The organism is Homoserinimonas flava, from assembly GCF_054969005.1.
In genome coordinates, this window is sequence record NZ_JBUEQS010000002.1 from 609,672 (window position 1) to 632,166 (window position 22,495).

General features: G+C 65.2%; 23 protein-coding genes. 20 read left to right on the forward strand and 3 right to left on the reverse strand.

Going from position 1 to position 22,495, the window contains the following annotated elements; all coding sequences use genetic code 11:
* Nucleotides 1-182 precede the first annotated feature (182 nt).
* A complete protein-coding gene (locus ACY48M_RS08330; protein ID WP_462819800.1) occupies nt 183-2,438 on the forward strand; it encodes a polyribonucleotide nucleotidyltransferase in 2,256 nt (751 codons plus the stop codon).
* A gap of 87 nt (nt 2,439-2,525) precedes the next feature.
* Here ACY48M_RS08330 and ACY48M_RS08335 read toward each other — a convergent pair whose 3' ends face one another.
* Nucleotides 2,526-2,831: a hypothetical protein gene (locus tag ACY48M_RS08335; protein ID WP_462819801.1), complete on the reverse strand. Its 306-nt coding sequence runs from the start codon at nt 2,829-2,831 to the stop codon at nt 2,526-2,528.
* 76 nt (nt 2,832-2,907) lie between these two features.
* Between ACY48M_RS08335 and ACY48M_RS08340 the strand changes: the two genes are divergently transcribed.
* Nucleotides 2,908-3,822, forward strand: coding sequence for an aldo/keto reductase (locus ACY48M_RS08340; protein ID WP_462819802.1), 915 nt, complete (start codon nt 2,908-2,910; stop codon nt 3,820-3,822).
* A 54-nt stretch (nt 3,823-3,876) separates the two neighbouring features.
* Here ACY48M_RS08340 and ACY48M_RS08345 read toward each other — a convergent pair whose 3' ends face one another.
* Entirely contained in the window at nt 3,877-4,545 is a 669-nt protein-coding gene (locus ACY48M_RS08345; RefSeq protein WP_462819803.1) for a TetR/AcrR family transcriptional regulator, read from the reverse strand.
* A 375-nt stretch (nt 4,546-4,920) separates the two neighbouring features.
* Here ACY48M_RS08345 and ACY48M_RS08350 point away from each other — a divergent pair, with 375 nt between their 5' ends.
* Both ACY48M_RS08350 and ACY48M_RS08355 read left to right on the forward strand, forming a co-directional pair.
* Nucleotides 4,921-6,261, forward strand: a complete 1,341-nt coding sequence (locus ACY48M_RS08350; protein ID WP_462819804.1) for a M16 family metallopeptidase — start codon at nt 4,921-4,923, stop codon at nt 6,259-6,261.
* A gap of 7 nt (nt 6,262-6,268) precedes the next feature.
* Nucleotides 6,269-6,871, forward strand: a complete 603-nt coding sequence (locus tag ACY48M_RS08355; protein WP_462819805.1) for a histidine phosphatase family protein — start codon at nt 6,269-6,271, stop codon at nt 6,869-6,871.
* On the opposite strand, the gene ACY48M_RS08360 is transcribed toward ACY48M_RS08355, so the two are convergent.
* Nucleotides 6,868-7,362, reverse strand: a complete 495-nt coding sequence (locus ACY48M_RS08360) for a GNAT family N-acetyltransferase (RefSeq protein ID WP_462819806.1) — start codon at nt 7,360-7,362, stop codon at nt 6,868-6,870. The two genes, ACY48M_RS08355 and ACY48M_RS08360, sit on opposite strands and share 4 nt — an antisense overlap.
* Nucleotides 7,363-7,404: 42 nt before the next feature.
* Between ACY48M_RS08360 and dapB the strand changes: the two genes are divergently transcribed.
* From dapB to miaA, 16 genes are all read left to right on the forward strand, one after another.
* Complete coding sequence (gene dapB / locus ACY48M_RS08365; RefSeq protein ID WP_462819807.1) at nt 7,405-8,166, forward strand: 4-hydroxy-tetrahydrodipicolinate reductase; 762 nt, start codon at nt 7,405-7,407, stop codon at nt 8,164-8,166.
* 4 nt (nt 8,167-8,170) lie between these two features.
* Entirely contained in the window at nt 8,171-8,617 is a 447-nt protein-coding gene (locus ACY48M_RS08370) for a hypothetical protein (RefSeq protein ID WP_462819808.1), read from the forward strand.
* A gap of 10 nt (nt 8,618-8,627) precedes the next feature.
* The gene (locus ACY48M_RS08375; protein WP_462819809.1) at nt 8,628-9,437 is read left to right on the forward strand and encodes a thymidylate synthase; all 810 of its coding nucleotides are present in this window, start codon (nt 8,628-8,630) and stop codon (nt 9,435-9,437) included.
* Nucleotides 9,434-9,967 carry a dihydrofolate reductase gene (locus ACY48M_RS08380; RefSeq protein WP_462819810.1) on the forward strand — a complete coding sequence of 178 codons (534 nt, stop codon included), beginning with the start codon at nt 9,434-9,436 and terminating at the stop codon, nt 9,965-9,967. The genes ACY48M_RS08375 and ACY48M_RS08380 overlap by 4 nt, the downstream gene beginning before the upstream one ends.
* 99 nt (nt 9,968-10,066) lie before the next feature.
* Nucleotides 10,067-11,044: a 4-hydroxy-tetrahydrodipicolinate synthase gene (dapA, locus tag ACY48M_RS08385; RefSeq protein WP_462819811.1), complete on the forward strand. Its 978-nt coding sequence runs from the start codon at nt 10,067-10,069 to the stop codon at nt 11,042-11,044.
* A 95-nt stretch (nt 11,045-11,139) separates the two neighbouring features.
* On the forward strand, nt 11,140-12,816 hold the full coding sequence (locus tag ACY48M_RS08390; protein WP_462819812.1) for a ribonuclease J: 1,677 nt from the start codon (nt 11,140-11,142) through the stop codon (nt 12,814-12,816).
* Nucleotides 12,817-12,901: 85 nt separating this feature from the next.
* Nucleotides 12,902-15,604, forward strand: coding sequence for an FtsK/SpoIIIE family DNA translocase (locus ACY48M_RS08395; protein WP_462819813.1), 2,703 nt, complete (start codon nt 12,902-12,904; stop codon nt 15,602-15,604).
* 73 nt (nt 15,605-15,677) lie between these two features.
* On the forward strand, nt 15,678-16,220 hold the full coding sequence (gene pgsA, locus ACY48M_RS08400; protein ID WP_462819814.1) for a CDP-diacylglycerol--glycerol-3-phosphate 3-phosphatidyltransferase: 543 nt from the start codon (nt 15,678-15,680) through the stop codon (nt 16,218-16,220).
* Nucleotides 16,217-16,696: a CinA family protein gene (locus ACY48M_RS08405; RefSeq protein ID WP_462819815.1), complete on the forward strand. Its 480-nt coding sequence runs from the start codon at nt 16,217-16,219 to the stop codon at nt 16,694-16,696. The genes pgsA and ACY48M_RS08405 overlap by 4 nt, the downstream gene beginning before the upstream one ends.
* 138 nt (nt 16,697-16,834) lie before the next feature.
* Nucleotides 16,835-17,185, forward strand: coding sequence for a helix-turn-helix domain-containing protein (locus ACY48M_RS08410; RefSeq protein WP_462819816.1), 351 nt, complete (start codon nt 16,835-16,837; stop codon nt 17,183-17,185).
* 23 nt (nt 17,186-17,208) lie between these two features.
* Complete coding sequence (locus ACY48M_RS08415; protein WP_462819817.1) at nt 17,209-17,430, forward strand: DUF3046 domain-containing protein; 222 nt, start codon at nt 17,209-17,211, stop codon at nt 17,428-17,430.
* A 291-nt stretch (nt 17,431-17,721) separates the two neighbouring features.
* The gene (gene recA / locus ACY48M_RS08420) at nt 17,722-18,801 is read left to right on the forward strand and encodes a recombinase RecA (protein ID WP_462819818.1); all 1,080 of its coding nucleotides are present in this window, start codon (nt 17,722-17,724) and stop codon (nt 18,799-18,801) included.
* A gap of 4 nt (nt 18,802-18,805) precedes the next feature.
* Complete coding sequence (locus ACY48M_RS08425; RefSeq protein WP_462819819.1) at nt 18,806-19,459, forward strand: regulatory protein RecX; 654 nt, start codon at nt 18,806-18,808, stop codon at nt 19,457-19,459.
* Between the two features lie 44 nt (nt 19,460-19,503).
* Nucleotides 19,504-19,938: a hypothetical protein gene (locus ACY48M_RS08430; protein WP_462819820.1), complete on the forward strand. Its 435-nt coding sequence runs from the start codon at nt 19,504-19,506 to the stop codon at nt 19,936-19,938.
* 42 nt (nt 19,939-19,980) lie between these two features.
* On the forward strand, nt 19,981-21,531 hold the full coding sequence (gene miaB, locus ACY48M_RS08435) for a tRNA (N6-isopentenyl adenosine(37)-C2)-methylthiotransferase MiaB (protein WP_462819821.1): 1,551 nt from the start codon (nt 19,981-19,983) through the stop codon (nt 21,529-21,531).
* On the forward strand, nt 21,518-22,453 hold the full coding sequence (gene miaA, locus ACY48M_RS08440; RefSeq protein WP_462819822.1) for a tRNA (adenosine(37)-N6)-dimethylallyltransferase MiaA: 936 nt from the start codon (nt 21,518-21,520) through the stop codon (nt 22,451-22,453). Before miaB ends, miaA begins: the two co-directional genes overlap by 14 nt.
* Nucleotides 22,454-22,495 lie beyond the last annotated feature (42 nt).

Here is a 22,495-nt window from a genome sequence, read left to right on the forward strand (position 1 = left end):
CGGCATGAGGCTGGTCACCGGTGGTGATTCCCCGTATCGAACACGCGAGACGGTGTATTTCTACTGTTGGCCAGAGCCCGGCGCTCGCGCATATCGCGCGCGCCCCTGACTGCCCGCTCCTGCTCCGATGTATGCAGTCGCGCCCACACGGGGGGCGACGTAAAACAAAGGAGAAACCCTTAATGGAGGGTCCAGAAATTAAGTTCGCCGAAGCCGTTCTCGACAACGGCAAGTTCGGCAAGCGCACGGTCCGTTTCGAGACCGGTCGCCTCGCGCAGCAGGCACAGGGCGCCGTCGCCGCGTACCTCGACGAAGACACCATGCTGCTCAGCGCCACGAGCGCCGGCAAGCACCCGCGTGAAGGTTTCGACTTCTTCCCGCTGACGGTCGATGTCGAAGAGCGTTCCTACGCCGCCGGCAAGATCCCCGGCTCGTTCTTCCGTCGCGAGGGACGCCCCTCGACCGAGGCCATCCTTGTGTGCCGCCTCATCGACCGGCCCCTGCGTCCGACGTTCGTCGACGGCCTTCGCAATGAGGTCCAGATCGTCATCACCGTCCTGAGCATCGCCCCCGGCGAGTTCTACGACGCCCTCGCGATCAACGCGGCATCCGCGTCAACCCAGATCTCGGGTCTGCCGTTCAACGGTCCCATTGGTGGCATCCGACTTGCGTTCATCGACGACCAGTGGGTCGCGTTCCCGAACGTGGAGCAGCTCGAGCGCGCTGTGTTTGACCTCACCGTCGCGGGCCGCCTTGTTACCGATAAAGATGGCAATGAAGACATTGCCATCATGATGGTCGAGGCCGAAGCCACCGAGGGTTCATGGAACCTCATCCAGGGCGGTGCGACCAAGCCCGATGAGGCTGTCGTCGCGCAAGGCCTCGAGGCCTCGAAGCCGTTCCTCATGCAGCTCGTGAAGGCTCAGGCCGAAATGGCGGCACAATCGGCGAAGGAGATCCAACACTTCCCGGTCTTCACTGCCTACGACCAGTCGACCTACGACGCTGTCGCGGGCCTCGCCTACGACCGTCTCTCGTCGATCTACAAGATCGCGGCAAAGACTGAGCGCCAGGATGCGGATGACGCACTCAAGGCCGAAGTCAAGGAGGTCATCGCGGCCAAGGTTGAGGCTGGCGAGTTGCCCGCCGAGGCCAACGGTCAGGTGTCTGCCGCCTACAAGTCGGTTACGAAGAAGATTGTGCGCGGCCGCATCCTCACGGAGGGCGTCCGCATGGACGGCCGTGGGCTCGCCGACATCCGTCCGCTCGACGCCGAGGTGCAGGTTCTGCCTCGCGTCCACGGTTCGGCGATCTTCCAGCGCGGCGAGACCCAGATCATGGGTGTCACGACGCTGAACATGCTCAAGCTGGAGCAGCAGATCGACTCGCTGAGCCCGGTCACCAAGAAGCGGTACATGCACCACTACAACTTCCCGCCCTACTCGACCGGTGAGACCGGCCGCGTAGGTTCGCCGAAGCGCCGCGAGATCGGGCACGGGTTCCTCGCCGAGCGTGCCATTGCGCCGGTGCTGCCGAGCCGCGAGGAGTTCCCGTACGCGATCCGCCAGGTGTCTGAGGCGCTTGGCTCCAACGGTTCGACGTCGATGGGCTCTGTCTGTGCCTCGACCCTGTCGCTCCTCAACGCCGGTGTGCCGCTGCGCGCCCCGGTTGCGGGCATCGCGATGGGTCTTGTCTCTGACGAGGTCGACGGGGAGACGCGCTACGCGGCCCTCACCGACATTCTCGGTGCTGAAGATGCACTCGGCGACATGGACTTCAAGGTTGCCGGCACGAGCGAGTTCATCACGGCCATCCAGCTCGACACGAAGCTCTCCGGGCTCCCGTCGTCGGTGCTCGATGGTGCGCTGAAGCAGGCGAAGGAGGCTCGCACGGCGATCCTCTCGGTGCTCACCTCGGCGATCGACACCCCGGATGAGATGGCGCCCACCGCGCCGCGCGTGATCTCGGTGCAGATCCCGATCGACAAGATCGGCGAGCTCATCGGCCCGAAGGGCAAGACGATCAACCAGATCCAGGATGACACGGGCGCCGACATCTCGATCGAAGATGATGGCACGGTCTACATCGGTGCGGTCGACGGTCCTTCGGCCGAGGCGGCTCGCATGGCGGTCAACGCCATCGCGAACCCGCTCAACCCTGAGGTCGGCGAGCGATTCCTCGGCACGGTCGTGAAGATCGCCACGTTCGGCGCCTTCGTGTCGCTCATGCCGGGTCGCGATGGCCTCCTGCACATCTCTGAGGTGCGCAAGCTTGCCGGTGGCAAGCGTGTCGAGAACGTCGAAGACGTGCTCGGCGTCGGCCAGAAGATCCAGGTTCAGATCACGAAGATCGACGACCGCGGAAAGCTCTCGCTCGAGCCCGTCATCGACGAGGCCGAGGGTGCCGAAGGCGCCGCGGAAGAGTCGACGGAGGACTAGCCTCCACCGCACGCTTCATCGGATGCCCGTTCCGCGCTCACTGCGAGCGTGGGGCGGGCATCCGTCGTTGCGCGGGGAGTCTCTGGCTCAGGCGGACATGATGGTCGTCCATGCAACAACCGCAAAGATGATGACGATCACTATGGTGAGCGCCGCGAGCAGACCGAGCCTCCACCGCAGGTGTCGCACGCCGAAGCGTACGGCCACCATCGCGAGGTAGGTGACGATCGTGCCGACGATGCCGATCGTCGCGGCCCCGAGGGGCGGCAGGTCTCGCATCGCCCAGAGCATGGCGAGGCAGAGCGCCGAGATAATGCCGCCGACGATGAGCCACAGTCGCCCGGAGTCGCTCGTAAGGGCCTCCTGGCGCGTAACGCGTGGTGATTCTGACATGGCGTTCCTCCTCATACCACGCTACGCCGGAATATTGAGGGGTGGCCAGGTTCCCTTGCGGGAATACCGTGGATCGATGCGCGAGATCAGTAACACAGGCCTCGCCGTCGCCCCTATTGGCATCGACGGCAGTGCGTTTGGGCTGGTGTCGGGGTCGCGAGAGACCGCTGCGATGCTCGACGCCTTCCACGGCGCGGGCGGGTCGCTCGTCTACACGGCCGATCACTATGCCGGTGGGCGGAGCGAGGTCATGATCGGCGCCTGGCTCAAGAGCGTGCCCGAGCGTTCGGCGGTCGTCATTGCGACGACGATCGGCCGGCATCCGGATGCTCGTGGTCTCGAACACCGCACGGTGGTGCGAGCCACCGATGCGTCGCTCAGGAGGCTCGACACCGACCACATCGACGTCCTGGTGCTCGACGGCGAAGACCCGAGTGTGCCGATCGATGACACGCTCGAGGCCGTCGACCAGCTCCAGCGGGCGGGCAAGGTGCGCCACCTCGCGGCCCTCGGTCACACCTCAGCTCGCCTTCGGGCGTTCCAGGCCCGCAGCGATGAGGCGAAGTATCCGCGCGTGCGTGCGGCGCTGCAGGAGTACTCCCTCATGACGCGCAACGTCTTCGAGCACGAGCTCGCGCCGGCGCTCAAGGAGTCCGGTGCCGCCTTCTTCGCTCGTCGTCCGCTCGCGCACGGGTTTCTCACTGGGGCGTATCGCGATCGCAATGCTCAGCATGATCGCCCGGTCTGGCATCAGGCGCTCGAACATATTGATCGGCGCGGGCTGCGTGTGCTCGATCGCCTCGCCGGTGTCGCCGCAGAACACGACGTGTCGCTCGCGCGAGTCGCCGCGGCGTGGGTCATCTCCAAACCAGGGGTCACGGCGGCACTCGTCTCGGCGCAGTCGATCGCAGAACTCCTCGATGTTGTCGAGGCCCGCGCGCTCACCCTCACGCGTCAACAGGTGGCGACACTCGATGACGTTTCGGCCTGACGCAGCGCAGCAGCATCGCCTTCAGCCCGCGGTGGCGGTCAGAGTGTGTGGCCGTCAGAGTGCGGCGAGGCAGCGATCGCTGAGGCGAGCGAGCGCGGCGGCGGTCGCGATGTGATCGCCGACATACCCACCGACCATCGCACCGTCGCGCAGCACGATGAACTCATCGGCGGCGTCGCCGGCCAGAGGGTGGCCTGCGAGGCGGAACTGCTCGGCGATGAATGCTGCGTACCAGTCGCGGTGTGCAGTCACGATCGCGCGCAGCGGGTGCATCGTCTCGGGAAACTCGGTGGCGGCATTGATGAAGGCGCAGCCCCTAAAGTCGCTGCGATGCGCCTCGAGCTGGATGCCGGCGACGAGCGCGCGAAGGGTGGCCGCCGCATCCGCCGATTCGACTTCGATGCTGTTGACTCGCGCAACCGTGTCATCGTGCACGGCGCGCATGTAGGTGAGAATGAGCGCGTCTTTCGAGCCGAAGTGCTTGTAGAAGGTCGCCTTGGTGACGCTCGACTCGGCAATGAGGCGGTCGATCCCCACGGCGCGGATGCCTTCGAAGTAGAAGAGCCGCATGGCGGTCGCGAGGATGCGTGATCGTGCGCCGGGGCCGGAAGCAAAGACCGGAGCCGTCGAATCGGCCGGCACAGTGACGCCGCGTGGGGGAGTCGCGGTCGTCTGGCTTGTGGTGCCGCGCTGCGCGGCGCGACCGGTGTCTTCTTCCGCCACAGTGACTCCTTCGAGGTTTTTGATCGGGTGTTCACTGCGCCAGACCAGGCTCCGGCGGATTTCGGGTCATCCGCCGGAGCACTCCGCGATTCGGGTTCGCGTTGTTCGGTCTTCGTGGTGCGTGCCTTGGTGCAGGCTTCCATCTTCGGGCGATGGACCATCTTCGGGTGATGGAACCGGTGCCGTCGGGCTGGGTGACCCTCGTGCGCCGGTATATACAAGAGTATCAATCGGGCCAGGGACAGACAGCTCTGTATGTCGGCTATTTGGGGTACATTTCGCTCAATCCGGGGGGCATTTTTGCGATCGATAGCGCGCCTGGGAGATCCCGGTACGGGGCGCTCCCATCAGCGCCGTGGCCTAGGCTCAACGGTGATGAACGGCGCAATGCAGCTTCCCCTCGATCCATGCGAGCAGACCGTTCTGGCCGCCGGCGATTGCGTCGTGCGGAGGAGCGTGCTCCCCAGTGGGGTGCGCATCCTCACCGAGCAGGTCCCCGGCGCACGGAGCGCCACGATCGGCATGTGGGTCGCGGTTGGCTCTCGCGATGAGCATCCTGCGGCATACGGCTCAACGCACTTCCTTGAGCACCTTCTGTTTAAGGGCACGGCACGGCGAACGGCGCTCGAGATCGCGGTGAGCTTTGACGAGGTCGGGGGCGAGCACAACGCCGCGACCGCGAAGGAGTACACCTGCTACTACGCCAAGGTGCGCGATCGTGATGTTCCGATGGCGGTCGATGTGCTGGCAGACATGATCACGTCGTCCCGACTTGACCGCGGCGAATTCGAGACTGAGCGGGGCGTCATCCTCGAAGAGCTCGCAATGGCTGAGGACGACGTCGCCGACTTTGCAAGCGAGCGATTCTTCGAGGCAATGTTCGGCGATCATCCTCTCGGGCGCCCGATCGGCGGTGACCCAACGACGATTGCGGCCGTCCAGCGTGATGCTGTCGCCGAGCACTACCGTGCGAACTATGCGCCGCATGATCTCGTGATCACGGTTGCCGGAGCCATCGACCACGATGCGTTACTCTCGTCAGTCGAGCGGCACCTTGGCTCCGGCGGCTGGGATCTCTCCGCCAGCGCTCCGCCGGCCGCCCGCCGCACGGGCGCGGGGTCTGCACCGGGATCCGGGTCGACCGTGGTGGTGCACAGGCCAAGCGAGCAGGCCAACGTGTACCTCGGAGTGCCAGGGCTCACGGCCACCGACCACCGGCGCAGCGTGCTCACCATCCTCAATGCCGTGCTCGGTGGCGGAATGTCGTCGAGGCTGTTCCAGCAGGTGCGCGAGCGCCGTGGGCTCGCCTACTCCGTGTACTCCTTCACTCCGACGTTTTCAGATGCGGGCGTGCTCGGTCTCTATGCCGGCTGTGCTCCCGGCCGCGCGGGCGAGGTCGCCGAGCTCATGCTCGAAGAATTTCGAGGCATCGCGAGCGGCGGCATTACGGCCGATGAACTGCGGAGGGCTCGAGGCCAGCTCGCCGGTGGTTCCGCCCTCGCGCTCGAAGATTCGGATACCCGCATGTCGCGGCTCGGGCGGGCAGAGATCACGCTCGGTGAGTTCGTCGACCTCGATGAGGCGCTCCGCAGGCTCGATCTCGTGACCCAAGACGATGTTGCAGCGCTCGCGCGCGAGCTCGTCGCTGGCCCTCTCACCATCACTGCCGTCGGCGCTATCGACGACAACGCGTTCACCGCAATCGAAGGAGCGTAGGACAACGATGTCCCACTTCATCTACCTTGTCCGCCACGGCGAGCAGCAAGACGCTGAGCACGGTTTGCCAGATGGCCCACTCTCGGCACGGGGCCACCGCCAGGCGACGCGCATCGCCGACCGGCTCAGCGGCGTCCCGTTCACTCAGGCGTGGCATTCGCCCTTGCAGCGCGCGGCCGACACCGCACACACGATCACCGAGCGACTGCCCGGCATCGTGTCCGAGCCGTCTGCGCTGCTGTTCGACTGCATCCCGTCTGGCCCGACCGCAGATCTTCCCGTCGCGTTCGAGCCGTTCTTTGGTTCGGTGACGGAGGCGCAGATCGAGGCGGGCGAAGCACAGATGACCGACGCGATCGCCGAATGGATGACACCATCGCTCGATGACCGTCACACCCTGCTCATCACCCACAACTTTGTGATCGGGTGGTTCGTTCGGGAGGTGTTCGCAGCCCCCGTCTGGCGCTGGATGGGCATCAATCAGGCAAACTGCGGGCTCACGATCATCCGGGTACGCACCGTCAAGGCTCCGGAGCTCATCACGCACAACGATCTCGGGCATCTCCCGCCGGAGCTCCGCACGGGGCTTCCGATCGAGCAGCCCTACTAGGCGCCGAGCACTTTGCGATACCAGTTCGTCGCGTTGGGGTTGTCGTTGTACGGCGGTATCGACTCGTAGCCGGCGCGAGCATAGAGCCGAGCGGCAGATTCGAGGCTCGCATTGGTGTCGAGCACGACCTCGTCCCCTCCGAGTTCGGCTGCGCGTCGCTCCAGCTCCGCAAGCAGGGTCGCGCCGAGCCCGAGGCCGCGCGTGTGCGGCTGCACCCAGAGGTGCTTCACTTCGAAGCGAACGGCACCGGTGTCGGATGCTTCGATACGACGGATGCCGCCGCATCCGACATCTGCGGCGTCACCGGCCAGGTCTTCGCCCTCGACAATGAGGAACACGCCCCGCGGCGGCACGAAGTCTTCTGGAGCGGGGAAGACGGTGCGATAGGCCTTGTGCCCGGCCGGAAAGCTCTCGGCACGGGCGGAGAAATACTCGACCAAGAGGGCGAGTGCGTCGTCGTCGGCGACACCGGATTCGCGAAAGACTGCCATGCCCTCAGCGTACGTCGCGCGCGTCGTTGGTAGGTTTGCAGCATGGCATTCAAGGTCGCCGTTGTCGGCGCAAACGGCAGGATGGGCGCGCTCATCGCGCGACTGGTCGAGGCAGACCCCGAATTCGAGCTTGTCGCGAGCCTGAGCTCATCGTCGTCATTTGATGAGATGCTCGCCGCCGACCTCGTCATCGATGTGACCAGGCCAGGGGTCAGCCACGATGTCGTCGAGTTTGCTATTGCGCGTGGGCTCAATGTGCTCGTTGGCACCTCGGGGTGGACCGCCGACCGCATCATCGAGCTGCAGCGCACGCTCATCAATCTTCCCGAAGTCGGTGTCATCATCGTGCCGAATTTTTCGCTCGGGTCGGTGCTCGCGACGCGGCTCTCGACGGTTGCGGCGCGGTTCTTCGACTCGATCGAGATCATCGAGGCGCACCACGGCGGCAAGGTCGACTCGCCGTCGGGCACGGCGGTGCGCACGGCCGAGCTCATGGCGGATGCCCGCGGCGAGCTCGGACCGGTCGAGGCGCCGCATGTGGACCAGCTCGCGCGCGGACAGCAGGTGGCTGGCATCCCCGTGCACAGCCTGCGCCTCCGGGGTGTCGTCGCTCGCCAGGAGGTCGTCTTCGGCGGCACCGGCGAGCTGCTCTCCGTCGTGCACGACACGATCTCCCCGGCGGCGTATGAACACGGCATCCTGCTCGCCTTGCGCGCCCTGCCGACGACGGTGGGACTGAAGGTGGGGCTTGAAACGCTGCTCGATCTCGGCCCGTTGTCGCCGAATGCCACGGCTGCGAGTTGATCGCGTGACCAAGAAGATCGGTGTCGTCGTCATGACGGCGCTTCTCGTGCTCTATGTCGTCGCGGTCGGGCAGCTCGCATTCGCTCTCCTCACGGGAGGCGATGCGGTCGCCGTAGCGATGGGGGTAGCCCTCGCGGTGCTGCCACTGCTCGCGGTGTGGGGGCTCATCAGCGAGCTCCAGTTCGGGGTGCGGAGCGAACGACTCATGGTCCGCCTCGAAGAGCAGGGGCTTCTGCCGGAGGAGTCGGTGCCGGTGCGCGCGAGCGGGCGGCCGGAGCGCGCAGCATCCGACGCCGCCTTCCCGCGCTATCGCGCCGAAGTCGAACAGCATCCGGAGTCATGGCAGTCGTGGTTGCGGCTCGCGCTCGCCTACGACGCGAGTGGTGACCGTCGTCGGGCGCGTCATGCCGTACGGCGCGCGATCGCGCTCGATCGAAGCGAGGCGAGGTAGCATCATGCCGATGAGCGCGACGATTGAAACTCCCTACGAAGACCTCCTCAGAGAGGTGCTCGCTGCAGGCACCCACAAGTCTGACCGCACGGGCACCGGCACCCGCAGCGTGTTCGGCCGGCAGCTCCGCTTCGATCTCGCGACGGGCTTTCCGCTCGTCACGACAAAGCGGGTGCATTTCAAGTCGATCGCCTATGAGCTGCTGTGGTTCCTCCGCGGCGAAAGCAATGTCGGCTGGCTTCGCGATCACGGCGTGACCATTTGGGACGAGTGGGCGGATGCCGCGGGCGAGCTCGGCCCCGTCTACGGCGTGCAGTGGCGTTCGTGGCCGACGCCGAGTGGCGAGCAGATCGATCAGATCTCTGACGTCATCGAACAGATCCGCACGAATCCTGACTCTCGCCGCCTCATCGTCTCGGCGTGGAATCCGGCCGACATCCCGAACATGGCACTCGCGCCCTGCCACGCCCTGTTCCAGTTTTATGTCGCCGACGGCAAGCTTTCGTGCCAGCTCTACCAGCGCAGCGCTGACCTCTTTTTGGGCGTGCCGTTCAACATCGCGAGCTACGCGCTGCTCACCCACTTGGTGGCGGCGCAGGCGGGGCTCGAGGTTGGCGACTTCGTCTGGACGGGTGGCGACTGCCACATTTACGACAATCACGTTGAGCAGGTGACGGAGCAGCTCACGCGAGCGCCCTTCGCGCCGCCGACGCTCGCCATCATGGCGTCGCGCGAGAGCATCTTCGACTACGAGTTCGAGGATTTCGCTATCGAGGGCTATGAGCACCATCCCGCCATTCGTGGGGCGGTGGCAGTATGACGACGTCAGCAATCGAGGGCCCATCGATCGGCCTGATCTGGGCCGAGGCCGATGGTGGCATCATCGGCCGCAATGGCATCATGCCGTGGAACGTGCCAGAAGACCTCGCGCACTTCAAACAGACCACGCTCGGCGGCCCGGTGATCATGGGCCGCAAGACGTGGGATTCACTTCCGCCGCGGTTCCGCCCTCTGCCAGGGCGCCGCAACATTGTGGTGACGCGCCAGGCGCGCTGGAGTGAGGATGGCGCGGAGCCGACCCCTTCGGTCGCCAATGCCCTCGCGATTGCTGCTGAGGGTGTCGATGCCGGCCAAACGGTGTGGGTCATCGGCGGCGGCGAGATTTACGCGGCGGTCATCGACATGGCGTCCCGGCTCGAGGTCACCGAGATCTTGGCCGTGTTTGAGGGTGACGCGCGTGCGCCGGTCATCGGTGCGGAGTGGCGCGAAGTTGCCAGGGAGCCGGAGTCGGGGTGGCTTGAGTCCCGGTCGGGCCTCTCATACCGCTTTGTCAGCTATGAGCGGGCCTGAGCGACTGCCAGCACGTGAGGGCGCGCCATGTGCCCGCGAATGTTGCGCCGCGGGCAGTCAGCGACCGCTGCAGAAGCCTGTGCGCGGTACCCTCGATACGTGAGCGCACGCAACAATCCCTTCGGCCAGGTTCTTGTCGCCCTCGTCACGCCGTTTACGGCTGACGGCGAGGTCGCATGGAGCGATGTCGAGAAGCACATCGATGACGTGGTCTCCGCGGGGGCCGACGGCATCGTCGTGACCGGCACGACGGGGGAGACCAGCACACTCACCGACCCGGAGAAGATTCGCCTCGTCGAGGTTGCGAAGGCGGTCGCGGGTGACCGGGCCAAGATCATCACGGGCGGTGGTTCCAACGAGACCGCTCACGCGATCGAGCTCTACAAGGCGAGCGAGAAGGCGGGCGCCGATGGCGTCATGATCGTGACGCCGTACTACAACAAGCCAACGCAGGCCGGCATCCTCACGCATTTCCGCATGATTGCCGACGCAACCGATCTGCCGGTCATCCTTTACGACATCCCTGGGCGCACCGGCGTGCCGATTCGCTACGAGACGATCTTGCGGGCGGCGAAGCATCCGAACATCCTCGCGGTCAAAGACGCCAAGGGTGATTTCAGTGAGGTGAGCCGCGTGCTCAACCAGACCGACCTGTTGTATTTCTCTGGTGATGACGCCAACGTGCTTCCGCATCTTGCGATCGGTGCGAGCGGACTCATCGGCGTCACGGCCAACATCGCGACGAGCCCGTACCGCGTCATCGTCGATGCGGTGAACGCCGGCGACCTTGCCACCGCAACGGCCGCCCACAAGTCCCTTGAGCCGCTCGTGCGCGCCGTCATGACGCATGTTCCCGGCACGGTGGCGGCAAAGTACATCCTCCACGGGCTTGGCCGCATCGGGTCGCCGCGAGTGCGGCTCCCGCTTGTCGGCCCGGAGGACTTCGAAGCCGCCGTGATCGAGGACGAGCTTGCCCTTGTCGGGTCGATCCCCGGCCTTGACCTCACAAACTTCCGCCCAGACCGCAATGCTGCCGCCGGCGGTGCCCTGCCGAAGGTCGCCGGCACCACGCGCTAAGCGGCATCGGCGCACGATCCTCCACAAACTTCACACCGAGGGCTCAGGACCCTTCCACCGATCGGCCGCACCCCGGCCGCGACATTCAGGACGCTATGAACGCACACATCTATCAGCCCGCACCACTGCAACCCGGCACGCTCCGTGTCATCCCCATCGGGGGGCTCGGCGAAATCGGCCGCAATATGACGGTCTTCGAATTCGAGGGCAAGCTCCTCATCGTCGACTGCGGCGTGCTGTTTCCCGAGGAGCACCAGCCCGGAGTCGATCTCATCCTCCCCGACTTCACGCCCATCCGCGACCGCCTCGATGACGTGCTCGGTATCGTGCTCACGCACGGGCATGAAGACCACATTGGGGCCGTGCCCTACCTCCTCCGCCTGCGGCAGGACATCCCGATTATCGGATCGAACCTCACGCTCGCGCTCATCGAGGCAAAGCTCAAAGAGCATCGCATCACGCCGTACACGCTCACGGTCGCCGAAGGTCAGACCGAGTCGTTCGGGCCATTCGACCTGGAGTTCATCGCCGTCAACCACTCGATTCCCGATGCACTCGCCGTCGCGATCAAGACGAGTGCCGGCGTCGTGCTGCACACGGGTGACTTCAAAATGGATCAGCTCCCGCTCGATGACCGAATCACCGATCTGCGGGCGTTCGGGCGTCTTGGCGAGGCAGGGGTGGATCTCTTGCTCTGCGACTCTACGAATGCAGATGTCCCGGGATTCACCTCCCCAGAGCGCAATATCGGGCCGGTGCTCGAGGCAGTGATGGCGAAGGCACCGCGCCGTGTTATTGTCGCGAGCTTCTCGAGCCACGTCCACCGTGTGCAGCAGGTGCTGGACGCGGCCCATGCCAACGGGCGTCGGGTCGCCTTCATGGGTCGCTCGATGGTGCGGAACATGACCATCGCGGCCGAGCTCGGCTACCTCAAGGTGCCTGAGGGCGTGCTCATCGACCAGAAGAAGGCTGACAGCCTGCCCGATGAAAAGATTGTCTATATGAGCACGGGCTCGCAGGGTGAGCCGATGGCCGTGCTCGCGCGCATGGCGAATCTCGAGCACAAGATTGAGGTTGGCAAGGGCGACACCGTCATCCTCGCCTCGAGCCTCATTCCCGGCAACGAGAACGCGGTCTACCGCGTGATCAACGGCCTCATGAAGCTCGGTGCGAATGTCGTGCACAAGGGCAATGCCAAGGTGCATGTCTCTGGGCACGCGAGCGCGGGCGAACTGCTCTACTGCTACAACATCATCAGGCCCAAGAACGTTGTCCCGGTGCACGGTGAGCAGCGCCATCTCGTCGCGAACCAGCAGCTTGCGATCCAAACGGGGGTGCCAGAGGAAAACACGATCATCGCGGAGGACGGCACCGTGATCGACCTCCGCGACGGCGAGGCGACGGTTGTCGGCCAGCTCGACCTCGGCTATGTCTACGTCGATGGCGCCACCGTCGGCGAGATCACCGATGCAGACCTCAAGGATCGCCGCATCCTGGCAGAAGAAGGCTTCATCTCGATCTTCGTCGCGATTGATGCGCAGACGGGGCGCGTGATTGTGGGGCCAGAGATTCAGTCGCGCGGCTTTGCCGAAGATGACGGGGTGTTCGATGCCGTCAAGCCGCAGATCGTGAAGGCGCTGCTCGAGGCCGCTGAGAATGGCACGCGGGATTCCCACGCGTTCAGTCAGGTGATCCGCCGCACGGTCGGCCGCTGGGTGAACACGCAGCACCGCCGTCGCCCCATGATCGTTCCGGTGGTTATCGAGGCCTGATCGCCTCTCGCCGGGCGGCTGTCGGCAAACCAGCCACGCCGCCCGGCTACCACGCATCGTCGGTGCCCGCGGGTACCGTGGTCGCATGGCTACGAGCACCAGGTCGAATTCGCGCGCGCGTTCGGGTTCGACGCGCACCGCGAAGGTGCCTGCGCGCACCGCGGCAACGAAGAAGCTTCCCACGAAGGCCGCAGCGCCGGCGCCGGAGCACGGTCTCCTCACGAGCGCCTGGCTGGGGGCGGCCCACGTCGTTGGCGGTGCAGCACGACTCTTCGGCCGCGAATCTCTCGCAAAAGACGAGCGGCGTGACGGCGTACCCTTCTTTGTCTTTCTCCTCGCCATTGCGGGAGCCGTGGTCGAGTGGTTCAACCCGAATGATCCTGTCGCAGTTGCCCTCGATGCGTGGACCTTCGGCGGGCTATTCGGCCGGGTCGCGTATGCGCTGCCCGTGATCATGCTCCTGTTCGCGATCTGGCTCTTCCGCCATCCTGCGTCCGTCAACGACAACGGTCGCATCGGGGTTGGACTCGCCGTGCTCCTCGTCAGCGTGAGCGGCCTCAGCCACCTCTTCGGCGGCGCGCCTCAGCCTTCAGACGGCGCGGTTGGTCTGGCGCGCGCCGGCGGCATCGTCGGGTGGGTCGCCGGGCAACCATTCGTGTACTTCGGGGTGATCTGGCTCGGTGTCATCGTCGCCTCATTGCTTCTCGTGCTTTCGGCCTTCATCATCACCAAGACGCCGCCCAACCGGGTCGGTCGCCGTTTCGGTGAGCTCTACACCTACCTCTTCGGCGAACAGCTTCCAGAGGGTGCCGAGCGTCGCACGAAGCGCGAGACCGAGGCGCTCGGCGACTTCGGCGATCTCGGCATTGATCCAGACGAGGCGGCGACCCTGCCATGGTGGCGTCGCAACAAGACACAGCGTGAGACCGATCCGGCCTTCGATAGCCCGGTGCTGTCCCGCGGAGACGAGACCGAGGTGGTTGAGCCGGTCCCGTCACACTTTGGCGTTGAGCTTCTCGAAGAGCTCGTGAAAGCCGAAGATGCGGTGAAGCGCTTCACGGGCGAGGTTGAGCCAGCGAACCAGCACGGCACCGGCATCCGCGGTGACGGCGAGCAACCGGTCGCCGACCTGCTGCCCGGTTTCGCCGGCACTGCATCGGAGAAGGGGCGCAAGGGCGAATTCGAGTCCGCCGAGCGGCCCGAGTCGCCATACCGGCTTCCGGCGTCATCAGCGCTGAAACAGGGCACACCGCCCAAGTCTCGCTCCAAGGTGAACGACGACGTCGTTGCCGCCATCACCGAGGTGCTCAAACAGTTCGCCGTCGATGCCAAGGTCACGGGCTTCAGCCGCGGCCCAACGGTCACGCGGTACGAGATCGAGCTCGGCCCGGGGGTCAAGGTCGAGCGTGTCACCGCACTCAGCAAGAACCTCTCCTATGCCGTCGCGAGCAACGAGGTGCGCATCCTCTCGCCCATTCCCGGCAAGAGTGCGATCGGCATCGAGATCCCGAACACCGATCGAGAGATCGTCTCGCTCGGCGACGTGTTGCGGTCCAAAGCCAGCACGAGCAGCGCACACCCCATGACGATCGGCGTCGGCAAAGATGTCGAGGGTGGCTTCGTTGTCGCGAATCTCGCCAAGATGCCGCACCTCCTCGTCGCTGGCTCGACCGGGTCGGGCAAGTCCGTGTTCGTCAACTCGATGATCACCTCGCTTCTCATGCGGGCGAAGCCTTCCGAGGTTCGCATGGTGCTTATCGACCCCAAGCGTGTCGAGCTCGCGCCATATGCCGGCATCCCGCACCTCATCACGCCCATCATCACGAACCCGAAGAAGGCGGCAGAAGCACTCGCCTGGGTCGTGAAAGAGATGGACATGCGCTACGACGATCTCGCGAGCTTCGGCTACCGGCACGTCGATGACTTCAACGCCGCCGTCGTGAACAACGAGATCGTGCTGCCGGAGGGGAGTCAGCGCAAGCTCAAGGCCTACCCGTACCTCCTTGTCGTCGTCGACGAGCTCGCCGACCTCATGATGGTCGCGCCGCGCGATGTCGAGGATTCGATCGTGCGCATCACGCAGCTCGCGCGGGCATCCGGCATTCATCTTGTGCTCGCAACCCAGCGCCCCTCGGTCGACGTCGTAACCGGCCTCATCAAGGCCAATGTTCCGAGCCGTCTCGCCTTCGCGGTGAGTAGCATGACCGACTCGCGCGTCATCCTTGACCAGCCGGGCGCCGACAAGCTCATCGGCCAGGGCGACGCTCTCTTCTTGCCGATGGGGGCCTCGAAGGCGATTCGCGTGCAGGGTGCCTGGGTTGGCGAAGAAGAGGTCAATGCCATCGTCAAACACGTGACGCAGCAGGCTCGTCCCGATTATCGCGACGATGTCGCGGTCGTCGCAGAGAAGAAGCAGATCGATAGCGACATCGGTGACGACCTCGAGGTGCTCCTCGCGGCCGCCGAGCTCGTTGTGAGCACCCAGTTCGGCTCAACCTCGATGCTGCAACGCAAGCTCAGGGTCGGGTTTGCCAAGGCCGGCCGACTCATGGACCTCCTGGAGTCCCGCGAGATTGTCGGACCTTCCGAGGGGTCGAAGGCTCGCGATGTGCTCGTCAGCCCGGAGCAGCTTCCCGGCGTGCTTGCGCGGCTCCGTGGTGACGATGCTCCGGCCGCATCCTCGGCGGCCTCCGCCTCGGGCGACCCCGTGTCGGCGATGACGAGCGGCTACGATGAGGTTGAGGCATCCGATTCCGAAGATGCCTGGCAACTGACCGACAGGGAGTAGGCGAGTGGGGCTCCCCAATTCGTTGCGCGGTCGTGTGATCAGCGCGGGCGACTCGCCTTCGAGCATCCTGAACGTGCCCAACATGATCACGATCGTGCGCATCCTCATGGCGCCGATCTTCTTCTGGATGATGCTCGCCGACGGCGGTGAGCTCGAGCTTCTGCGGTGGATCGCCGCCGCGTTCTTTATCGTCGGCATCGCGACCGACAGCATTGACGGCCACATTGCACGGAGTCGCAACCTCGTCACCGACTTCGGCAAGCTCATGGATCCGATTGCCGACAAGCTCCTTACCGGCGGCGCACTCGTCTGCCTCGCCCTGCTTGATGAGTTGGCGTGGTGGGTCGTCGCCGTCATCCTCCTCCGGGAGGTTGGCATCACCCTCTACCGCGTGGCGATGCTCCGCAACAGGGTTATCCCGGCCTCGCGAGGGGGCAAGCTCAAAACGGTGCTGCAGTCGGTGGCGATCTCGTTCTTCCTCACCCCGCTTTGGCTCATCCTCGGCGACTGGGTGCACTGGCTCAATGGGGCTCTCATGACCGCAGCGGTCGCCGCAACGCTCTTGTCCGGCCTCGACTACGTCGTGAAGGCCGTGCGCCACGGGGAGCGCGCGTGACGGCGGCTGACGACCTTGTCAGGCTGCTCATTGATCGTCACCTGACGATCGCGGTTGCGGAGTCGCTCACCGGCGGTCTCCTCGTCTCCGAGCTCATTGCGACTCCGGGGGCATCGGCTGCCGTGCTCGGCGGCGTCGTCGCCTACAACACTCAGCTCAAGCACTCGGTGCTCGGGGTCGATGCCTCCATCCTCAACGTGCACGGCGCGGTGCATCCGGATGTCGCGGCGCAGATGGCATCGCGGGTTCGCGATGTGCTCGCAGTCGGTGGGGCAGCCGCTGACATCGGAGTGGCGACCACGGGTGTTGCCGGGCCAGACCCGCAGGATGGCCACGCTCCGGGAACAGTGTTCATTGCTGTCGCGATCGCGGGCGACGTGCGGGTCTCGGCGTTCGAGTTCGAGGGCGACCGCGCATCGATCCGGCACGCGACCGTCGCGGCGGCCGTCTCGGTGATGGCAGAGCGACTTGCTTGAACGCATCACAGCGGGGTGCGGGAATGCTTCGCGCTACGATCGTGTTACAGGCAGTACATTCACAAGCACTGCACAGACGAAAATGACTAGAGTTTCACCCACGCTAGGCATCCGGTCATAAGAATTGGGGAGGGTCCAATGGTTCTCGTTCGTCAGGAAATCGGGGACGTTCTGCGGGACTTTCGCCTGCAGAAGGGTCACACACTCCGCCAGGTCGCAAGCCGTGCCAGTGTCGCGCTCGGATATCTGAGCGAGGTGGAGCGTGGCCAAAAAGAGGCCAGTTCTGAGATCCTCGCGTCAGTTGCTGAAGCGCTCGACACCCCCATCTCCGTCATCATGCACGAGGTTGGTGATCGCATGGCGATCATCGAGGGTCTCGCTGCCTTCCCCGACACGGTTCCCGAAGACTTCGCGACGACGTTCGCGAAGCGCGAGTTTCCCCGCGACGGCTTTGAGCCGTCTGTCGAGGCGGGGATGGCAGTCCGCTGAATCCCTCGCACGCGGGGTGAACCATGCGCCTGAGTGAGTTTTGGATCGCGGTCGGCACTGAGTTCGGCGACGCCTATGGGCGAACGCTCGTCCACGATCTCGTGCTGACCGATCTCGGCGATGTCACGGGGGAGCAGGCGCTCGCCTCGGGCGCTGCTCCGCGCGAGGTGTGGCGTGCCCTGTGCCGGGCTTCGGATGTTCCGCACTCGCGCCAGCACGGCGTCGGGCTTCTTCGCGAGGGCTGAGTTGCCGCGTGTTCGACACGCCGCACGAATAGCTTCGAACATGTGTTCGGATGCGAGTAGGCTCCTGCACAGCGGAGATCGAAGGCAGTTCTCACAGGTACGCCACCAACATCGACACGATGTCGGGGGTGCGACCTACTGTGTGAGCTGCTGGCGAGAGCCGTCAATCCAGCCTTGTCGTACGCGGTCAGACCTTGCACCACCGGTCGATCCGTCAGGCGACAGAAGACAGGCACATCACCCGTCACGACCGTGCAACGCCCGGGAGTGCGCAACGACAGGAGCTACGAAATGGCATCAGCAGCTGACCGCGAGAAGGCACTCGACACCGCCCTCGCACAGATCGACCGGCAGTTCGGCAAGGGCTCGGTTATGCGCCTGGGCAGCGATGACCGCGCACCGGTGCAGACGATCCCGACGGGTTCCATCGCCCTGGATGTTGCGCTCGGTATTGGTGGGCTCCCGCGGGGCCGCATCGTGGAGATTTACGGCCCAGAGTCTTCGGGCAAGACCACGTTGACGCTCCACGCGATCGCCAACGCACAAAAGGCCGGGGGCATTGCCGCGTTCATCGACGCTGAGCACGCGCTCGACCCCGAGTATGCGAAGTCGCTCGGTGTCGACATCGATGCGCTGCTTGTATCGCAGCCAGACACGGGTGAGCAGGCGCTCGAGATCGCCGACATGCTCGTGCGCTCAGGCTCAATTGACCTGATCGTCATCGACTCTGTCGCAGCGCTCGTGCCGCGCGCAGAGATCGAGGGTGAGATGGGTGACTCACATGTTGGTCTTCAGGCCCGGCTCATGTCGCAGGCGCTCCGCAAGCTCACTGGTGGTCTCAACACCACGGGCACCACGATGATCTTCATCAACCAGCTTCGCGAGAAGATCGGTGTCTTCTTCGGCAGCCCCGAAACCACGGCCGGCGGCAAGGCGCTCAAGTTCTACGCCTCCGTGCGCCTCGACATCCGACGCATCGAGACCCTCAAGGAGGGCACTGACGCCGTCGGCAACCGCACGCGAGTCAAGGTCGTCAAGAACAAGATGGCGCCGCCGTTCAAGCAGGCGGAGTTCGACATCCTCTACGGCGTCGGCATCTCGCGCGAGGGCAGTCTGCTCGACTTCGGTGTCGAGCACGAGATCGTCCGCAAGTCGGGTGCCTGGTACACCTACGACGGTGACCAGCTGGGTCAGGGCAAAGAGAACTCGCGCCGCTACCTCATCGAGCACCCCGAGGTGGCGCAGGAGATCGAGGACAAGATCCTCGTGAAGCTCGGCATCACCAAAGACCCGAATGCGGTCGCGGCACCCGAAGCCAAGGTCGAGCCGATCGCTCCGAAGCTCGCAAGTCGCAAGGCCGTCGGGGCCTGATCCGTTGCCACACGCATCGAGTGACGGGGGCGAGCGTCTCGCCCCCGTCACCTACCTCCCCGGAATCGCCCAGCCCGCAGCAGAGTGGGCGGTTCCCGGGCTCGACGCGGAGTCAGGAGAGGGTGCCGGCGAGTCCGCGGCGGCAATCGAACCAGAGCTTCCCAAGCGCCAGGTCAAGCGGGCCTCCAACGTGAGTCTCTCGGGGCTCAGCCGCCGCAACCTCTCACGGTGGGAGCTTGAGAACCTGCTGAAATCTCGAGACCTCGACGATGAGACCGTCGCGTTTGAGATCGCGCGACTCGAAGGGGTCGGTCTCATCGACGACGAGGCACTCGCAGAGACGCTTGTCCGCACCCAACACGAACGCAAGGGGCTTGGCCGTCAGGCGATCATCGGTGAACTCCGCCGGCGACACATCGATCAAGCGGTGATCGACGCGGCCATAACGGGCCTCGACGGCGACGATGAACGCGATCGTGCGTTCGAGCTCGCTGAGAAGCGCGCCGGGAAGCTGTCGTCATACGACCATGAGACGGCACAGCGTCGGCTTACCGGGTACCTGCAGCGCAAGGGCTACAACTCGGGGCTCGTTCGTGACGCGGTTGACCACGCGCTCGGATCACCGCGGGCGAGCCCTGGTGGCGTTCGCTTTCGCTGAGCCCGTTCCGTCACGTCGCCGCACTACGCCGCTACCATGGGGGCATGCGATCCCAGAGCGGCCGTCTCGCAACGCTCGCCATCGCTGTCCTCCTCCTCGCTGGCTGTGCGGCGTCTGATCAGCAAACGGCGCCGAGTCCCGCTCCGCCTACCTCGACCCCGCTCACACCGCAAGATCGCGCGGAGCAGGCCCTCATCGATTCGACCTGGAGCGGACTCGACAGTGCGGGTGACACCACAATTTTCACGTTGAGCGCCGACCACACCGTCGATGTCGAGTACAACGAGAAGCGGTGGGATGAAGCATCCGACACCTGGTCGCTCGAAGACGGTGTGCTCACAATCACGGTGCACGTCGACAGCGTGCACGGTGAGCTCGTGTACACGGCCGCCTACGAAGACGGGGCCTCAACCCTTGACGCCGCCGTCATGGCGAGTGTGAGCGGACGCACCCTCACAGTCACGCTCACACGATCCTGATCGAGGCCCCGCCCAGGCCCTGGCGGTAGTCTTGATGGCATCATGACGACCCTTGCACCCGCCGATGCGCCACTCCACGCGCCACCCCAGCGCACCTACGAGGTGCGCACCTACGGCTGCCAGATGAATGTCCATGATTCCGAGCGGCTGAGTGGGGCCCTCGAGGCCGCTGGCTATGCTCGTGCGCTCGACGGCCAGGCTGACGTCGTCGTCATCAATACGTGCGCGGTACGCGAGAATGCCGACAACAAGCTCTACGGCAACCTTGGCCAGCTTGCCTCGGTCAAGCGCAAGCACGACGGTATGCAGATCGCGGTTGGTGGCTGTCTCGCGCAGAAAGACAAGAACGTCATCCTCGAGAAGGCTCCGTGGGTCGATGTCGTCTTCGGCACGCACAACATGGGCTCCCTACCGGCGCTGCTCGAGCGCGCACGGCACAATGGCAGCGCCGAGATCGAGATCCTTGAGTCGCTCGAGGTGTTCCCCTCGACACTGCCGACCCGACGCGAGTCGACCCACAGCGGCTGGGTATCGATCTCCGTGGGCTGCAACAACACGTGTACGTTCTGCATCGTGCCGGCGCTGCGGGGCAAGGAGAAAGATCGTCGTCCCGGTGACATCCTCACCGAACTGCAGGCCCTTGTCGATGACGGTGCCATCGAGGTGACGTTGCTCGGGCAGAACGTCAATTCTTACGGCGTCGAATTCGGTGACCGTCAAGCGTTCAGCAAGCTTCTCCGCGCAGCAGGGCAAATCGAGGGGCTCGAGCGCATCAGGTTCACGAGCCCGCACCCCGCGGCGTTTACCGACGACGTCATCGATGCGATGGCTGAAACGCCGTCCGTCATGCCGCAGCTCCACATGCCTTTGCAGTCCGGCTCCGATCGCATCCTCAAGTCGATGCGGCGCAGCTACCGTTCCGAGCGCTTCCTTGGCATCCTCGATCGCGTGCGGGCGAAGATTCCGAACGCGGCGATCTCGACCGACATCATTGTCGGGTTCCCCGGCGAGACCGAAGCTGACTTCGCGGAGACCCTCCGTGTCGTTGAGCAGGCTCGCTTCGCCTCAGCGTTCACATTCCAGTACTCGATCAGGCCAGGCACGCCGGCCGCCACGATGGACGACCAGGTGCCAAAGGCGGTAGTCCAGGAGCGCTACGAACGCCTTATGGCGTTGCAGGATCGCATCTCGTGGGAGGAGAACCAGCGGCTCGTTGGCACTGAAGTCAACGTCATGGTGTCGGCTGAGGGCACGAAGGATGCCGCGACGCACCGTATCTCTGGTCGCGCCGAAGACAGTCGGCTCGTGCATTTCTCGCTCCACGACGGTGCGACCCAACCGCGCCCCGGCGACATCGTCACCGTGACTGTGAGCGATGCCAAGCCCTTCTACCTCATTGCTGATCCTGCGCCGGGTGTTGCGCCGGTCATCCGTCGCACGCGGGCGGGGGATGCCTGGGATCGCGCCGAGGCAGCCTCGTGCGGCACTCCGGTCGCCGCCGGTTCTTCCACGCCCGGCCGGGTGTCGCTCGGCCTGCCGAGTCTCCGGGTTGCGACCGCGCCGATCTACGACGCGGCCGATGGCGAGCGCTAACCCGCACCCCCTCATCGTCGTCGTCGGCGCGACGGGCACCGGCAAGAGCGCACTGTCGCTCGATCTCGCCGAGCACATCGCGGCGGCGGGTGGTCGGGCAGAGGTGGTAAACGCCGACGCCATGCAGTTGTATCGCGGCATGGACATCGGCACGGCGAAGCTGCCGGTCGACGAGCGCCGCGGCATCCCGCATCACCTCTTTGACGTGCTCGACGTCACAGAGGAGGCGAGCGTTGCGGCATACCAGGACCAGGCGCGCGCGGCCATCCGGTCGATTCTCGACCGCGGTGCGACACCCATCATGGTGGGCGGCTCGGGGCTCTACATCTCGTCGGTGCTCTTCGACTTCCGCTTTCCCGGCACCGACGCCGTGGTGCGCGCTCGTCTCGAGGCGGAGCTCGAAGGTGGCGGTCCCGGCTTGCTCTTTCGTCGCCTCTCCGCGGTCGATCCCGCGGCGGCCGCGTCGATCGGGCCGCACAATGGTCGTCGCATTGTCAGGGCGCTCGAAGTGTTCGAGATCACTGGGGAGCCCTTCGGCGCCGGACTCCCAGAGGATGCTCCGTGGTGGCCGGATACGCGCATCCTCGGCCTTACCGCGCCTCGCGAGGCACTCGTCGCACGTCTCGACGCGCGGGTGGAGCAGATGTGGCGCTCCGGGCTCCTCGACGAGGTCGAGCGGCTCATCGACGCTGGGATCGAGCGCGGGGTGACTGCGCATCGGGCGATCGGCTACGCACAGGCCATCGCCCAGCACCATGGCGCCCTCTCGGAGGATGCCGCGATCGAGCAAACGCAGGCGCTGACCCGCAAATATGCCCGGCGCCAGGTCGGCTGGTTCCGTCGCTATCGCAGCGCAGCGTGGATCGAGCACGACGCCCCCGAGAGGCTCGCCGCCGCCCTCCGCGCTGCGGGGCTGCGCTGACGCGAGCGACAGGGCGGATGCCACAGCGGCCGCCCCTATCCT

Bases quoted from the DNA above. Each gene is read 5' to 3' on its own strand.
- ACY48M_RS08415 (WP_462819817.1), top strand. From the start codon at position 17,209: ATGCGCCTGAGTGAGTTTTGGATCGCGGTCGGCACTGAGTTCGGCGAC.
- ACY48M_RS08350 (WP_462819804.1), top strand. From the start codon at position 4,921: ATGAACGGCGCAATGCAGCTTCCCCTCGATCCATGCGAGCAGACCGTT.
- recA (WP_462819818.1), top strand. From the start codon at position 17,722: ATGGCATCAGCAGCTGACCGCGAGAAGGCACTCGACACCGCCCTCGCA.
- dapB (WP_462819807.1), top strand. From the start codon at position 7,405: ATGGCATTCAAGGTCGCCGTTGTCGGCGCAAACGGCAGGATGGGCGCG.
- ACY48M_RS08330 (WP_462819800.1), top strand. From the start codon at position 183: ATGGAGGGTCCAGAAATTAAGTTCGCCGAAGCCGTTCTCGACAACGGC.
- ACY48M_RS08340 (WP_462819802.1), top strand. From the start codon at position 2,908: ATGCGCGAGATCAGTAACACAGGCCTCGCCGTCGCCCCTATTGGCATC.
- ACY48M_RS08335 (WP_462819801.1), bottom strand. From the start codon at position 2,831: ATGTCAGAATCACCACGCGTTACGCGCCAGGAGGCCCTTACGAGCGAC.
- ACY48M_RS08380 (WP_462819810.1), top strand. From the start codon at position 9,434: ATGACGACGTCAGCAATCGAGGGCCCATCGATCGGCCTGATCTGGGCC.
- ACY48M_RS08375 (WP_462819809.1), top strand. From the start codon at position 8,628: ATGAGCGCGACGATTGAAACTCCCTACGAAGACCTCCTCAGAGAGGTG.
- miaB (WP_462819821.1), top strand. From the start codon at position 19,981: ATGACGACCCTTGCACCCGCCGATGCGCCACTCCACGCGCCACCCCAG.
- ACY48M_RS08395 (WP_462819813.1), top strand. From the start codon at position 12,902: ATGGCTACGAGCACCAGGTCGAATTCGCGCGCGCGTTCGGGTTCGACG.
- ACY48M_RS08390 (WP_462819812.1), top strand. From the start codon at position 11,140: ATGAACGCACACATCTATCAGCCCGCACCACTGCAACCCGGCACGCTC.
- ACY48M_RS08355 (WP_462819805.1), top strand. From the start codon at position 6,269: ATGTCCCACTTCATCTACCTTGTCCGCCACGGCGAGCAGCAAGACGCT.
- ACY48M_RS08430 (WP_462819820.1), top strand. From the start codon at position 19,504: ATGCGATCCCAGAGCGGCCGTCTCGCAACGCTCGCCATCGCTGTCCTC.
- ACY48M_RS08410 (WP_462819816.1), top strand. From the start codon at position 16,835: ATGGTTCTCGTTCGTCAGGAAATCGGGGACGTTCTGCGGGACTTTCGC.
- miaA (WP_462819822.1), top strand. From the start codon at position 21,518: ATGGCGAGCGCTAACCCGCACCCCCTCATCGTCGTCGTCGGCGCGACG.
- ACY48M_RS08360 (WP_462819806.1), bottom strand. From the start codon at position 7,362: ATGGCAGTCTTTCGCGAATCCGGTGTCGCCGACGACGACGCACTCGCC.